Source organism: Oscillibacter sp. KLE 1745 (genome assembly GCF_000469445.2).
GTDB classification, from domain to species: Bacteria; Bacillota; Clostridia; order Oscillospirales; family Oscillospiraceae; genus Oscillibacter; species Oscillibacter welbionis.
In genome coordinates this window covers 51,920-65,950 of the sequence record NZ_KI271720.1, presented here as the reverse complement: position 1 = coordinate 65,950, position 14,031 = coordinate 51,920, and the positions used below count along the sequence as shown (strand labels likewise).

Annotated in this window: 16 protein-coding genes; 6 read left to right on the top strand and 10 right to left on the bottom strand. The window is 54.6% G+C overall.

What is annotated here, in order from left to right; genetic code table 11:
- Positions 1-32: 32 nt before the first annotated feature.
- Positions 33-836, top strand: coding sequence for an HpcH/HpaI aldolase/citrate lyase family protein (locus HMPREF1546_RS08155; RefSeq protein WP_198016063.1), 804 nt, complete (start codon positions 33-35; stop codon positions 834-836).
- A gap of 261 nt (positions 837-1,097) precedes the next feature.
- Here HMPREF1546_RS08155 and HMPREF1546_RS08150 read toward each other — a convergent pair whose 3' ends face one another.
- From HMPREF1546_RS08150 to HMPREF1546_RS08140, 3 genes are all read right to left on the bottom strand, one after another.
- A complete protein-coding gene (locus HMPREF1546_RS08150; protein WP_021749104.1) occupies positions 1,098-1,343 on the bottom strand; it encodes a helix-turn-helix transcriptional regulator in 246 nt (81 codons plus the stop codon).
- A gap of 118 nt (positions 1,344-1,461) precedes the next feature.
- Entirely contained in the window at positions 1,462-1,692 is a 231-nt protein-coding gene (locus HMPREF1546_RS08145) for a helix-turn-helix domain-containing protein (protein WP_021749105.1), read from the bottom strand.
- A gap of 139 nt (positions 1,693-1,831) precedes the next feature.
- Positions 1,832-2,179: a helix-turn-helix domain-containing protein gene (locus tag HMPREF1546_RS08140; RefSeq protein WP_021749106.1), complete on the bottom strand. Its 348-nt coding sequence runs from the start codon at positions 2,177-2,179 to the stop codon at positions 1,832-1,834.
- A gap of 127 nt (positions 2,180-2,306) precedes the next feature.
- On the opposite strand from HMPREF1546_RS08140, the gene HMPREF1546_RS08135 reads away from it, so the two are divergent.
- The 4 genes from HMPREF1546_RS08135 to HMPREF1546_RS08120 are packed head-to-tail and all read left to right on the top strand — an operon-like array spanning position 2,307 to position 4,878.
- On the top strand, positions 2,307-2,948 hold the full coding sequence (locus HMPREF1546_RS08135) for a hypothetical protein (protein ID WP_021749107.1): 642 nt from the start codon (positions 2,307-2,309) through the stop codon (positions 2,946-2,948).
- A gap of 40 nt (positions 2,949-2,988) precedes the next feature.
- Positions 2,989-3,876 carry a hypothetical protein gene (locus tag HMPREF1546_RS08130; RefSeq protein WP_021749108.1) on the top strand — a complete coding sequence of 296 codons (888 nt, stop codon included), beginning with the start codon at positions 2,989-2,991 and terminating at the stop codon, positions 3,874-3,876.
- 4 nt (positions 3,877-3,880) lie between these two features.
- Positions 3,881-4,387, top strand: coding sequence for a hypothetical protein (locus tag HMPREF1546_RS08125; protein WP_147629918.1), 507 nt, complete (start codon positions 3,881-3,883; stop codon positions 4,385-4,387).
- A gap of 41 nt (positions 4,388-4,428) precedes the next feature.
- Positions 4,429-4,878 carry a hypothetical protein gene (locus HMPREF1546_RS08120; RefSeq protein ID WP_036630200.1) on the top strand — a complete coding sequence of 150 codons (450 nt, stop codon included), beginning with the start codon at positions 4,429-4,431 and terminating at the stop codon, positions 4,876-4,878.
- Between the two features lie 115 nt (positions 4,879-4,993).
- On the opposite strand, the gene HMPREF1546_RS19175 is transcribed toward HMPREF1546_RS08120, so the two are convergent.
- Genes HMPREF1546_RS19175 through HMPREF1546_RS08100 form a run of 4 tightly spaced genes read right to left on the bottom strand, consistent with a single transcriptional unit; the run spans position 4,994 to position 10,543 of the window.
- Positions 4,994-7,036: a C40 family peptidase gene (locus HMPREF1546_RS19175; RefSeq protein ID WP_021749111.1), complete on the bottom strand. Its 2,043-nt coding sequence runs from the start codon at positions 7,034-7,036 to the stop codon at positions 4,994-4,996.
- A 48-nt stretch (positions 7,037-7,084) separates the two neighbouring features.
- Positions 7,085-9,448 (bottom strand): VirB4-like conjugal transfer ATPase, CD1110 family, encoded by a 2,364-nt coding sequence (locus HMPREF1546_RS08110; RefSeq protein WP_021749112.1) that lies wholly within the window; start codon positions 9,446-9,448, stop codon positions 7,085-7,087.
- Positions 9,441-9,794, bottom strand: a complete 354-nt coding sequence (locus HMPREF1546_RS08105; RefSeq protein WP_036630240.1) for a PrgI family protein — start codon at positions 9,792-9,794, stop codon at positions 9,441-9,443. The genes HMPREF1546_RS08110 and HMPREF1546_RS08105 overlap by 8 nt, the downstream gene beginning before the upstream one ends.
- Positions 9,795-9,802: 8 nt before the next feature.
- Positions 9,803-10,543: a hypothetical protein gene (locus tag HMPREF1546_RS08100; RefSeq protein ID WP_021749114.1), complete on the bottom strand. Its 741-nt coding sequence runs from the start codon at positions 10,541-10,543 to the stop codon at positions 9,803-9,805.
- Positions 10,544-10,636: 93 nt separating this feature from the next.
- Between HMPREF1546_RS08100 and HMPREF1546_RS08095 the strand changes: the two genes are divergently transcribed.
- Positions 10,637-10,975 carry a hypothetical protein gene (locus HMPREF1546_RS08095; RefSeq protein WP_021749115.1) on the top strand — a complete coding sequence of 113 codons (339 nt, stop codon included), beginning with the start codon at positions 10,637-10,639 and terminating at the stop codon, positions 10,973-10,975.
- 2 nt (positions 10,976-10,977) lie between these two features.
- Here the strand turns inward: HMPREF1546_RS08095 and HMPREF1546_RS08090 are convergent, their stop codons facing one another.
- From HMPREF1546_RS08090 to HMPREF1546_RS08080, 3 genes are all read right to left on the bottom strand, one after another.
- Positions 10,978-11,823 (bottom strand): hypothetical protein, encoded by an 846-nt coding sequence (locus tag HMPREF1546_RS08090; protein WP_036630203.1) that lies wholly within the window; start codon positions 11,821-11,823, stop codon positions 10,978-10,980.
- A 68-nt stretch (positions 11,824-11,891) separates the two neighbouring features.
- The gene (locus HMPREF1546_RS08085; RefSeq protein ID WP_021749117.1) at positions 11,892-12,218 is read right to left on the bottom strand and encodes a hypothetical protein; all 327 of its coding nucleotides are present in this window, start codon (positions 12,216-12,218) and stop codon (positions 11,892-11,894) included.
- Entirely contained in the window at positions 12,215-13,951 is a 1,737-nt protein-coding gene (locus HMPREF1546_RS08080) for a VirD4-like conjugal transfer protein, CD1115 family (protein WP_051319986.1), read from the bottom strand. Before HMPREF1546_RS08080 ends, HMPREF1546_RS08085 begins: the two co-directional genes overlap by 4 nt.
- Positions 13,952-14,031: the final 80 nt, after the last annotated feature.

The following is a 14,031-nucleotide window of genomic DNA, read 5'->3' as shown; positions in this document are numbered from 1 at the left end:
TTGCCGCGGGCCCGCAAGAAAGGATGATCTCAATGTATTCTGTGAATATGCCCACCATGGATAGCGTGGCCCGGTTCAAGGCTGCCATGGATTCCGACAAAGGCGCTCTGGGTCCCTTCATGATCGGTACCGACCCTGCCTTTGTGGAGGCCGCCGGCTATGCCGGCTATGACTTTGTGCTGTTGGATATGGAGCATGGCACCACCACCTTTCAGACCCTTCCCCATCTGATCCGCGCCGCCAATGTGGCGGGCGTGTGCCCGGTAGTCCGGGTCCCCCGCGGCACGGACATCTGGATTGATCAGGCCCTGGATGTGGGGGCCGGCGCCATCATGATCCCGCAGATTGATACGGCAGAGCAGGCCCGCGCCGCTGTCTCCGCCGCCAAGTTCTCTCCCGTGGGCACCCGCGGCACCTGCCGGTTCGTCCGCTCCGCGGGCTTCGGCGCCGTGCCCGGCAGCGAATACTTCTCCAAGGCGCAGGACACAGTGGTGATCCTGCAGGCTGAGGGCAGAAAGGCCGTGGAGAATCTGGACGAGATCCTGGACGTCCCCGGCGTGGACGTGGTGTTCGTGGGGCCCTATGACCTGTCCAGCTCCCTGGGCCATGTGGGCGAGATCGACCACCCCGAGGTGGTGGAGTGCATCAAGGGCATCATCGCCAAGGCCAACGCCAAGGGCGTGAAGCTTGGCTGCTTCGCCGACACCGTGGAGGGTGGTATGAAGTGGCGTGATCTGGGCGTGAAGTTCATCGGCTACTCCTGCGACACCTACCTCTTCATGCAGGCCGCCAAGGCCGACGTGGACGCTTTCGCGCAAAAAATCACGATGTCGTAAGATTCTGAGGATGGAGTAATACAGCATACGCGCCACTTTCTGTTATCGGGTTCGCTGATTGATTTACAGGGAATCGACTCCCACCCGGCGGTAGGGGTAAACCCGTTTGCGGAAACAAAATATGGAATCCACAAATGTAATCAGAGATGTAGGATTATATGAAGGTTCTGCATGAATTCAAATCAAAAGCTCCCCATGTCCTTGAAAGGCATGGGGAGCTTCCAGTAAACTTTTTTCGAAAATATACACAGCCTTCCCGCTTCAGTCTACGTCCTCTGGAATTTTACTCTTAAATTGGCTGTTATCAAAGAAGTCATAAATTGATATCCCAAGGCCATCGCAGATAAGTTTGATCGTCACAATGCCCGGATTATGGCTTTTACCATAAATGATATTTTTAAGAGTCGTAGGAGGAATACCGGCTTGCCGGGCCAAAGAATTGATGTTATATCCATGCTCTGCACAGAGTTGTTGAATGCGCATAGAGACTAGTTTTTGCGTATCCATCTCTGCACACCCCTGTCCATAAGTATCGTCTTCAGTTTACCTGTTTGTTCATAATCGGATAGACTTTTTATGGACTTTTCGGAAATGGTAAGATATAATGGCAATAACAGTTATGCCATCAATCCATAATCAAAAATTTATATGGCATTACATCCAATACCTTTGCAATGCGAAAGAGCGTGTCTAAGCTGATAGCCTTCACAATGTTCGGGGCCTCGATCTGCCCAATGAAGGATGTTGCCACACCCATTCTCTCTGCAAGCTGTTCTTGCGTTAAGCCTGCCTTCTTACGAAAATATGAGACTTTCAGGACGATATTGATATAGTATTCAGAAAATTCTTCTGTCACAACATCCCCCTCCGCTTACTATTTTATATACTTGATTGAGGATGTTCCATTTGATATAATTATAATATATGTTATTCATACAGTAATTTTGGTTACTTTGCGGATAATCTTCTAAGCGGTAATAAGGGTTCTGCACGCGTCAGATTTCAGGTGGACATCCGCCGAACTTCAGGATATCTCGGATGATATTTTGAATCTCCAGAAACTGTCTTTCATCCAAAGGCTCCAGCATTTTCATTACCTGATGACGGTCCAAATCCGTAACAATTCCTGTCAGCAAAAAATCCGCACTGATGTTCAGCGCCCGAGACACCTTAATAATGCTTTCTGCGCGAATATTTTTTGCACCTGTTTCAACGCTGGCGAAAAACTGCTGGGTCAAACCAGCCTTTTCTGCAGCTTGGGCCTGGGTCAGTCCAAGCTGCTTCCTCCGCTCCGCAATGCGGCGTCCAATCTCAATCGCTAAAGTGCTCTTCTCAGTTCCCATTAAACCACCTCTGTTTTCTTGCGATTATAGAGGCTTTTTTATACATCGTAAATTGCCTTTAATTGTATCTTAACAACCAAGTCATTTTATGAACATTCGTCGCGTCTCTGTGTGAAAGAAGGGGAATATGGATCAACTATTGGAAAAAGCAGCACATGGGGAAGCCATTCATTTTTCGGATCTGTTGCGTAATATCCCGTCTGACGATATTCTTTCCAAACTGTTTTTCAATCCAAAGCATCCTGTGAACAACGGCATTTCAAAGTTTGGATTAGAGGTGCTGAATCTTCGGCTAGAAGGATTTAAATTGAGTGAAATTGCGGATAAACTCCAAGCATCCATCAGCCAGGTAGCCTATTGGTCACGCAGGACGCGAAATTGTCTGCTGACTGGAGTACCAAATTACATCGATATTGATATTCCTGCACTTCGCCGGTTGCTCCATATCAGTCAAACAATGACAGGTTACACCAAACTGTCGGAATTGCTACAAGAGTTGCCATCCGATGACGAGCTTTGCCAGCTAGATTGGGAACGAGGCAAGCTTCCTGCCAGATCTATCAGGGGCTACGTCACACAGAAGGACCTGTACATCCTCCGTCAGCGTCTGGAAGGGCGCAGCTATGGTAGTATCTGTGAAGAGCTGGGCTGGGACCGTGTACGGCTACAGCGGCACATTCAAACGACCCGTATGCGGCTAATTCGGGATCTCCGAATTGAACTGGATGTCCCACAGCTTTTCTCACCATTTAAGCCGCGGCCTCTATAATTGAACGCAGTCCGACAACGCTTACTTAGGAGGGAAGAATATGATACAACTGTCCAACGATCTTAATAAAGGAAATACAACTGCCAGTCAGGTCATAAAAGAGGAACTTCCTTTCGATGTCTATGCTTATGAAAAGGAGTATGGTCCTATTCGCACCCAAGAAGAGCTGTGCCCGGGCATTTACCAAATCCGAAATGGACCAGTGCCACCGTGGCACTTCTGCACAGAATATATCGTTGTATTGAAAAATTCTCCAGCTATTTCAGATGAAGCGAAGGGCTACGGAACACCGTCAAAGGAAGTTCCTGAAATCTTGATGTATAGCACAGAGGACTATTTCAATAAGCCTCGATGGGTTGTAACCTATGAGATCCACAAGTACCTTGTGGACCAGGGTATCCCGCTGCCGGATGGAGAATCATTGGCGGAAGACCGTGTGCGGGGGATGGAGGTCTGCCCGGAGTATTTCGGAGAATTCCCAGTTCCGGTAGAAACCCCATGGGGACCTATTCTCCAGTATGATAAATTATGGAATGGGATTTACTGGCTGGAAACAGCGGAAGCCGGCTGGGCCCTGGCACTTGCCTTCCCCTTTTTTGAGGATGTTCGGGAAAATACTGCGGCCTTGGCAGTTTCCGCCCCAAGCGCCTTGGAAGGCGGAGAAAACAGTGACTTTGCCTACCACTTCTATCCATACGGGCAGAGCTGTCTGCCTCTTTTTGAACTGCTGACTTATGCGGAAGAGACCTGGGCTAAGCAAATCAATACGGCTGCCCTGAAAAACGCAATCCTGAAATGTTTCCCAGACTATGCACGAGAAGACGCCGAAGAATATGCAAATCTTCCAATAGGAGAGCAAATTCTATTTACTCCAGGGGCCGGAACAGATTTTTATAAATTCCCTGTGACGCCCATCCCTATGATGTGAAATTTTGAAGCCACGATTGGAAGGTGGAGATATGTGCCAAAATACACAAGAGAAAATTGGCGTGCAGTATGAAAAGCTGTCCCAGGAAGAGCTTATATTTGCTTTACAGTTGGCAGCAGCTCGTGAGGAATCCATTCGCCCCAAAAAAGTAACCATCCCCTCCGCAGAGATAGAACGAATCAGAGAAGTCCTGCGGGTGTTTGGTCCATACATCAAAAATCACCATTTTTTTGATATTCTGGTATCTTCAAAATTTGGCGTTGTTCGGATGGATATAGAGGGAGAATACAGTTTCTTTTACGATGCTGACGGTCTGTTTCTTGGATTGGTAGATGATATCTTTGACGATGTACGGGAGTCGGAGATCGTACAGGAGCACACAGACATTATGATATTACCCCAAGAGGAATCGGAGCTACGCCGCCGTATTTCTCCCTTGATTGAGCAGTTACAGGATCAGATACACTACAGAGAATTATTTCAGGACTTTTTACGGGAACATCAGGGATAAGAGCGTGTATTTATCTGCATCAAGTAATGGAGGCGGTCAGAATGCCAGGCGGTAAAAAGGTCTATTCAAAACGATATCCGCCAGCCCCAGAGACTATGGAGATAATCCATACTCAACAAAGCGCGGAGGAACGAGCGACCACAAAAAAATCATTCGATGAATTTCTGCGCCGTATCGAGACAGAAAGCACTTACGTCCTGATACCAGAACGAATTGATCGCGGCAAACATTTTGTTGCTCTGGCAATAGAGCTCTCCCAAAAGTATGAAATAGACATAGATATCTGGCAGAAGTCCTATTTTATTGAGGTCAATCTTCATCTGTTTTGTTCTTCCTATCCCTCCGAGCTGACGCGATACATTGCGGAACTATTCACTTTATGTGATAGGTTCTGTTCGTTTATTTTTCCACAGGAGCCAAGCGATTTCACCCTTTCCCTGGAGTTCGATACCCACAAATACTACTTGTCCGGGAAACTCATAAATGAATGATTTTCCAATAACAGCTTCTGACAAGCACCGTGTGTAAAATCGATAGCCATAATCAATAGAGAAAAAGGCCCTGCACCATTCTAAAGATGGTGCGGGGCCTTTCATGGTTCTTCTTTCAAACCGAGGCAAATTTTGACAAGCTCTGCTCATCGTATAAGAGAGGGCGCGCTACACTGGTAAAACCATCTACTCTGGTAATCACCACATTGTTGGCACCGCTGGCACAATGGATGATCAGTAGGTTCCCGTTCTCGTCCCGTCCTCCCACGATCCCAACGTGTACGTCATCCGGGTAAAACACCAGATCGCCTGGCAGCGCCTCCTCCCAAGAGATGTTCATGCAGTAGGTATGCTGGGCGAGAGCGCCTCCACCGTGGCCGATGATGTACTCTCCACCTGTGGCGTTATAGAATACCCAGTCCACATACCCGCTGCAGTCCATCCCGTAGGGCCGGTAGGTGCCGGTGGTGGGGCTACCTGCCGCCGTGACCTGACGGAGTGTGCCCCAGCGGTCATCCCAGCCAAGTACCAGGGATTTTCCGCCCCAAAAATAATTCAGTTTTCCCACCAGCTGGCAGGCAGTCTCCACCACAGCCCGCCGCTCCGGGGACAGGTCCTCTGGCAAATCGGCCAGGAGTTCCCTGGCATCCTGGCTGGAAATGGTCAAATCTCCGGCCAGTGCCATCAGCATATCTGAATTGGCCAGAAGCTCGTCCAGAGCCTCATTCTGCCACGACGTGAAGCTGTAAAACACCCGCATATCATCCGGCGTCCTGGCAGTGATGGTGATGATCAGCACCTTCTCCGTAGAGGCTGATGCGTTACCACCGGCTGGGATCTCCACGGTCTCAGCTGCGGCGGTGATCTTAGTCATGTCCCAGAACACCGTCCGCAGGAGATTCACCCGCTGTGGGTCCAGCACCGCCACGTCCACGCCGTCCTCCGCTCCCGCCGTCTTGGCGGCAAATACCGCCAGTACATCTGGCCAAGCTGGAGGCTGACCTCGAACCTCTACCCGGTCGTATGTCCCACTCTCCTGCAGGTCGGCCAGGCGATCCGCCAGTTCCCCGTTGATCTGTGCCACAGCCGCGGAGGGCGAGCCCGCATCCGGGGCGTTGCTACCGTCCGCGAAAAAAATACCGAAGGGCGAGGCAATGAGCATCCCAACTAAGCAGATCACCAGGACAATCACAATTACTACCCAACCCCCGGCTGCAATAGCGGCAGCCAGAGAGTGTGCGGCGGCCACCACCGCTTTAGCTGCCGCAGCCGCGGCCCTGGCCGCGGATCTGGCGGTGACGGCGGCTGTCTTTGCCGTCAGGCGGGCGGCTTGTGCCGCCCTCTGGGGAGCTCTGATGGCCGCCTGAGCTGTCCTCTGCGCTGTTGTTCCGGCCTGATGGGCAGTCTTGACAGCTTCTTTTGCCGTCTTGATGGTACTCCTGGAAGCATTCTCCGCCGTCTTGACCGTTTGCCTGGTGGCTTGCCGGGCACCAGCTTTCCCGGTACTCCCCGCCTTGATCCCAGTTGTCTCAGGGGGTGTGGCCACCCCGTTTCCTGGGCCGTATTTCCGGGCCGAATGCGGCCCAAAACGCCCCGCCCGCTTCTTTGCCTGTGCCCGCCCCCGCTCTTGAGCAAACTCCCGCTGTTCCCTGGATAGCCCCTGGACAGAAGGAGTCTGCCCTTGGATGTAAGTGTCTTTCGTTTTGACACTGCAATGTTCCAGCCGTGCGGCCGAACGCGTATTACCGCCGTCTGGCGGAGACACAGCGCCTCTGCCCTCTCCGCAGATGCTGTTTCCTGCCGCCTCCCACAGCTCAAGATGCCCCCATACAGTCTGGCCGTGGACAGTATCGCCCCTGCCGCTTGTGGGCGGTTCCGTGCTGTATGTCCGCCCTCCCTCGAATTTTCTTCGTCTTTTCAGCAGGTCCCCCACACCGCGTTCCACCCGTCTGGCGCCGCCAGCGGCGGTGTCCTCGATCCGATCTTCGCCATAGCCGTCCTGCCGGCCCTGCTGGGCGGCATCCCGGAACTGGAGGCGCAGGTGCTCTGTACCATCCTCCAGTCCCCTGTGGACAAGCTCCTTGGGGACGGATTTGACCTTCTCCTTCAGATCCTTTGTGTTGGGATGCTTCTCCTTGATCTTCTCGATCTCTATCACCTCCTGTCTGGCGAGGCCGAAGCCGTGCAGGGCTCCGGCCCCATCCGGTCACGCCGCCGCCATCGTCTCAGACGGACGGGTAGTCATCAGCTGATAGAGTCGGTTCTTGGGGAAGCTGTTCATAAACGGAACAATGGCGCTGCCACATTTAATCAGCCCACGCCCGGAGTCCACATTGGTGATGTAGGAGAGCTGATTGTCGGAGATATTCAGCAGATTGGCCAGTTCCGCCCGGTCGGTGGCAGCCTGGTTGAGCATGACCAGGAACTCGCTGTTGGCCAGCATGGTACGGGCGGTGTGGGACTGGAGCAGGTCGTCCACATTTTGGGTCAGGCCCGTACAGCAGGCGCCGTACTTCCGGACCCGCTTCCAGAGGGTGAACAGGAAGTTGGCGCTGTACTCATGCTGGAACAGCAGATAGATCTCATCGATATAGACCCAGGTACTCTTTCCCAGCTTCCGGTTTCGGATGATCCGGTTGAAGACGCTGTCCAGCACCACCAGCATCCCCACTGGCTGGAGCTGTTTGCCCAGGTCCCGGATGTCATAGCAGAGGATACGGGAGCTGGTGTCCACATTGGTGGGCTTGGCAAAGGTGTTGAGGCTGCCCTCAGTAAACAGCTCAATGGCCAGAGCCACATCGCGGGCCTCGGCCTCCGGCTGCCGGAGCAGCTCGGCATAGAAGTCCTGGAGGGTGGGAACGCTCCCCTGATACCCTCTCCGGATATACTCCCGGTAGCATTGCGCCGTACAGCGGTCAATGATGGATTTCTCCTTGGCAGACAGCTTGCCAGAGCCAACCAGCTGCTCACACAAGGAGAGCAGGAACTCCGACTTGAGCACAATGGGGTTCTCTCCGTCGCCGTAGCCCTGCTCCATGTCCATGGCGTTGATGTGGTTGGGAGATGTGGCGGAGATGCTGATGACCTCGCCGCCCAACCCCTCGATGAGTGGGCGGTATTCCGCCTCTGGGTCAATGACGATAATGTCATCCGGCAGCCGCTCCCCGTTTCGGCCATTGTCCGCCAACGTCACCCCCACCATCTCCTGTTTTGCCATAAAGGACTTTCCGGAGCCGGACACACCCAACACAAATCCATTGCCGTTGAGCAGCTCCTTCCGGTTGGCAATAATGAGGTTCTTGCTGATGACGTTCTGGCCGTAATACACACCGCCCCGGTCCCGTACCTCCTGGGCCTTAAAGGGCATGAGGACAGCCAGGGCCTCGGTGGTCAGGGTACGCAGGGCGTCGATCCGCCGCAGGCCCAGGGGAAGGACGGTTGCAAGACCGTCCGCCTGCTGCCAGCTCAGAGTGGAGAGCTGGCACAGGTGCTTGCGGGCAATGGATTGGAGGGCGTCGGTATCGCTGTCCAGCTCCTCCTTGCTGTCCGCCAGATGCACCAGAGTCACCACAGCGAACATCATCCGCTGGTCACGGGTGGTCAGATCGTCCAGCATCTCCCGCGTTTCCTTCCGCTGCTGCTCCAGATCGTAGGGCACCACCGCGGAGAAGTTGCTGTTGCTGTTCTGCCTTCTCTGCCAGTTGGTGACATTCGTCTCCACGCCCAGCAGGCGGGACTGCATCTCCCGCACCGCCTCGTCGGTGGGGACAGGGATCACATCGAGGGACAGCATCATGGTGCGGTTCAGGGCCGTCAGCTCGTTGATCATAGAGTCCTTGATGTAGCTGGCGTACTCCTTGAGGAACAGGACCCGTCCATATTTCTCCCCCATACGGAAGTGATCCCGCTTGAATTCCAGGCTGTCCGGGCAGATGGCGTCCTTGAACGAGACTCCCTTCCGCATACAATCCCGCAGGCTCAGGTGATATTCTGTCTCTTCCCCGGTACGGTAGAAGTCGTGGAGCACCCGGAGCCGCTCCACCGCGTCCAGCTCTTCGCAGTGGGAGTCCAGGTGGTTCAGGCGAGAGGTCACGTCCGCGGTCACCCGGTCAAAGAAGGTGCGGGCCTCTTCGATGCTTTTCCGGTGGACGGACAGGGTAATGTATCGCTCCTGCACCACACTGTTGGAGGAGTCGGTGACCTTGTCCATGAGCATGGCGTTGTACTCCGCCCGGTAGCCATCCAGGTAGTCGTCCTGCCGGGGGAGCAGGATCTCCCGCCGGAAGTTCTCCCGGTTGAGCCGCTTATTGTTGATGGTGATCTTGGTGGTGGAGCCGGTGTCCAGGGCATTGAGCAGCTCGGAGTAGCCCAGGAACATGGAGGTCTTGTCCTCCTTGGAGGCGATGGCATAGTTGATATCCGAGAAACGGATGGTTTTGGAATATTTCGTGCCGAATTGAAAAATCCCATCCGGCCAGAGGCGGTGGATGGGAATGGCTTCCTGTACTGATTTTGGAACCGCAAAACATTCCTTGTCCTGTTTGATGGTGTTTTGCAGGGTTCTAATCAAGCTTGAGATCCTCCTTCATCGAAGTGTGTTCCATCAATTTTGCGTAGAGATTGTCCGATTTGAACACAAGATGCCGGGGATATAAAAGCTCCGAGCGGATCACCGCGATCAGGAACCGCTCAAAGGTCATGCCATTATAGGTAAAAAAGCCGCAGATGGCAAAGGGAAAGGCGGCCAGCACACACAGCCAGCCCACGTCCGCATTGCCCACCACAGTGTGAAGCCCAAAGTAAACGCCCACCGCCACAGCGACGGCAAGCAGGGCGAACAGGAATTGCCGCAGGGAGAGCCCAAAGAACAGGCTCTCCTGATAGTCACGGACCTCCTTGTTGATGCGTACCTCCAGAATATCACCTACCTCTCTCGGCAAAAGGGTTTCGATTGTTTTTCCCGATGTGCGATCTGTCCATGCGCCATGTGTGCTTTTTGCCAAAGGGGATTATACTCTACCGCAGTATGTCCGCGATCTGCATCAAAGGTAACGCGGGCAGCAACAGCAGGACAAGTTCCAAAGATCGTGTCCAATGCCGTAGTCATCTTGGTCCACTGCCTGGCAAGGACATTCCGCGCCGCATATAAGCCCGTGCTCACCTCTCCTTCTGGAGAAATACATTCAAGTGCTCCTGTGACAGAGACTCCTTGCTGCTTGGCAAATCTCTTGGCCCGAGCCAGGATATCCTTTGGCGTAAACTTCCCGAATTTTGTAGTGAAATAATTGACCTTTTTTCCGGCTTCCAGAACAGAGCAGATGGCCAAGGGGCTGATTTCTCCTTTTTCTCTTGGACTGTAAAAGCACATCAGCTCCCCATTCTTTGCCATCTGGGCCATGTGCTCAGATGTGTCGCCGGTCTGTAAAAAGACGGCGGCAGCTACCAATTCATTCGGCAGTACGGCAGAACCATGCTGGATAATTTCATAGACTCCCTGCAGCACATCCACGCTAAAATACCGGGAAATGAATTCAAAGGCGATCAGGAGGTCCTGCGGCCTGTCCTCCAGCGCCTCCACGCCCATCCGGTATAGGGCATCAGTGATTGCTGCGGATGGTTGAGGAATCATCTCCCGGATCTGCTGGTCAAATTCTTCGTATTTCACAGTTCCTCCTATTTCAGAAATCGGCAGACACACCTTGCAGGGGCTGTCCGCGTATGGTAAGATGCCACAAACCAGACGAAGGAGGTCGTGGCAATGCTGTACTTGTTCCTGGTGGCAGGGTTGTTCCTCCTGCCCATTCTGCTCCGGCTGGCGATCCGGCTCCGGCTGGGAATTCCGATCCTATACGCGCTGGGAATGCTCACAGTGTTCCACAGCTGGTACCAGACCCATACCGCGCTGGCAGACGGCATATTCTTTGTCCTGGTAGGGCTGTCCGCTCTGTCTTGGGTAGTGACTGCCATTCGGAAAGCCTATGCGTGGCTGGACGAACAGCTTGCAGAACGAGCCGCAGCGCACGAGCTGGCCAGCCGAGTGCGGCAGAGCAGGGCCAGCGGCGAGTCCGCTGTCAGCACCGATGGGCTGTGGGATTGAGGTCAGCCCAGTCCCATCAGCTCCCGGATGAGCCGGTCGCTCATCTTGATGGCCCCCACCAGAACCAGCATATTAAAGATCAGTTCTCCGATGTAGTTCCACACAATGGTAGCCGGCGCCAGAATGCTGTCCGTGATGGCGGGCGGCGACGAGGCAAAGGCTGAGAAAATTACACAGGCCAGTACAATCACACAGCCCTCCAGGCAGATGGCGGCGTAGCTTTTCAGAAAGGCCACGCCAATGCTGCTGGAGGGCTGTCCCGCGAAGCTGGCCAAGGGGATGGGGGCAATCGCCGTCGCCATATAGAGCTTAAAAAAACGGCTATAGACAGTGAGGATCATCACCAGAGAGAGCACCCAGATAAACAGAGAGCCCAGCAGGGTGATGGCCCACAGAGGGATACTGTCTATAAATCCCACGCTTTCAATGGTGGTCACCATTTCGCTTGGCAGGGCGGTGGCTGACACAGCGGTCAGACCGGAGGAGGACATGATGGTGGACACCATGCCCTGGGCGATATTGAACAGCGCCATCATCAACTCCATCCCATGGCCGATTGCGGCCTGAGCCAGTACAAAACGGACAAAGCAACGAAAGGCCATCTCCGGCTTCTTCAGCTCGGCAAAGCTGCCGCAGGTCTTGACCACGCCGGCGGCAAAGAAAAGCACCAGCAGGCCATACCCCACTGCCTGGAGCGCCCCATTGATGTTCTGGATCACTGTCCAGACGCCTCCGCCCTTGAAGCTCTCCGGACTGGTGCTGATGAGCGTCCAGAGCTCCGCCAGCTTATCGTTCCAGGTGGTCAGGGCGGAGTTAAGATTGTCCACGATCCAGTTTCCGCTTCCTATTTACCACACCTCCTTCCCCACCCGCGGCCCCGCAAGGTGCCGCGGGTGAATCGTTTGTCTCCTGAACATCAGCCGGTAATGAGGGTGAGGATCTCTTTGGTGAAGGTGATTACGATGCCGCCTGCCAGGGTCAGGAATCCGTTGGATCGCTGAGAGGGGTCATGCGACTGAAACGAGAGACCTACCTGGACGATGCCCCACCCCAGCAGGATCAGGCCAATGGCTCGAATCAGGGAAAAGACAAACTCGGAGAGATTATCCACCACGGCCAGCGGATCGTCCGCTGCCATGGCAGGCATGACGGTAAGTGTCAGGACCGCCACCAGGCAGGCAAACACAGCGTATGCCCTCTGTGCGCGGCGTTCAAATCTGCGGTTGTGAAGATCATTTTTCATGCAGAATTCTCCTTTTCTTCATCAGATGTGCCAGCGGAAAATGCCTGGAAGAGCGGGATGCCTTGGAACGCTGGCTTGTGTCTGCCTTTATGGATATAGGGCGGTCCGCCGCCATCCACCGTGTGGCGGATGGCGGGGTGGTCGGTCAGCTCATACTTCAGATCCATGACGGGCCTGGCGCCCCGGATGAATAGGATGGCGTATCGGTTGTCCAGGCCGCGCACCTCGTCCGGAGTGAGCAGCTCCCGGCCGCTCATTTGGAAGTTTGTGGAGTAGGAGCCTGACCGCCCTCTGGTCTGTCCATGCGTGCGTGTATCAATCGTGGCTTTCCCAAGAGCCTCCGAGATGTACTTGTGGGTGCTGGCCTCGTTTCCGCCCAGGTACAGGATGGTGTCCGAGTTGCCGGGGATGGTCTCCCAGGAGTCCTTGTACAACTCCTTGATCTGGGCCATGTTCTGGATGATGGTGCTGGCGGAGATATTCCGGGATCGCATGGTGGCAAGTTCCCGGGTGAAGCCCGGCAGAGGCATGGCGGCGAACTCGTCCAGCACGAAGTGGACGTGGCGGGGCAGGGCTCCGTGGTGGATCTGGTCGGCGCTGTAGTAGAGGGTCTGAAACGCCTGGGAATAGAGCAGGGACACCAGAAAGTTGAAGGTGTTATCGTTGTCTGGGATCACGGCATAAACGGCCACCTTCTTCTCCCCCAGAGTGTAGAGGTCCATGTCATCGTGGTCGGTGATGGCCTGGATCTGGGGCAGGTTGAAGGGGGCCAGGCGGACGGCGGTGGAGACCAGAATGCTCTTGGAGGTCTTTCCCGCAGCCATCTTAAAGACCTTATACTGATGGACAGCCACGCTGTTGGGGTTCTCCCGTTCTATGGCCTGGAACAACAAATCCAGTGGCGAGACATATTCCTCGTCCTCTTCCTTCACCTCGGCGTATTCCAGCACCCGCATGACCATGGAGAAGTTCTGCTCATACTCTGGGGCCTCCTGAAACAGCATGAGGATGATGGCCTGCAACAGCGCGGTCTCCGCCTTGGTCCAGAAGGGGTCGGACTCATGGCTGCCCTTTGGCGTGGTGGCTTGGATGAGGTTATTGACCAGCCGCAGGGCGTCCTTCTCGTCCCGTAGGTAACGGAAGGGGTTGTAGCCGTCTGACTGCTCCAGATTCACCAGATTGAGAACCCGCATGTCATAGCCCTGGCTCTCCAGCCAGCCGCCGGTGGCCAGCAGGACCTCGGACTTGGGGTCCGTGATGACATAGTTGGTATTGGCCTCCAGGATATTGGGCTTCACATAGCTGCGGGTCTTGGCGGCGCCGCTGCCGCCGATGACCAGCACATTCAGGGAGCGCCGGTGCTTGTGGGTGTCCAGGCCCAGGCGGACCTGACGGGTGAGGATCTTGTTCTGCTTTTGGGCAAACATTGCATTGACCTGCTTGGGGGATGCCCAGGCAGCGGAGCCGTGCTCTGCCCCATCCCGTGTCCGGCCCTGCTCAGACTGATACAGGCAGATGCCCATGACGTAGAGTCCGGAGCAGACCAGGATGGATGCGAAGCTGTGCTCTGTCCAGCGAATCTGGAAGGGGTGTTTCAGAGCTTCCGTCAGGTGGGTCAGAATATCCGGCAAGCCTCCGCCCAGGGATTGGGCAAGAAGCAGGGCCGCCCAGGCAACGGGGACATAGAGAAACAGCCAGGCAAGCAGGCTGTTGGCTTTTGGTGGTTGCTGCAGCAGCGATCATCTCCTCTGATAAAACGAAAAAAGCCAGGGGGTGCCGGAGCTTCTCCAGCACCCCCGTTGGGTAGGAACGC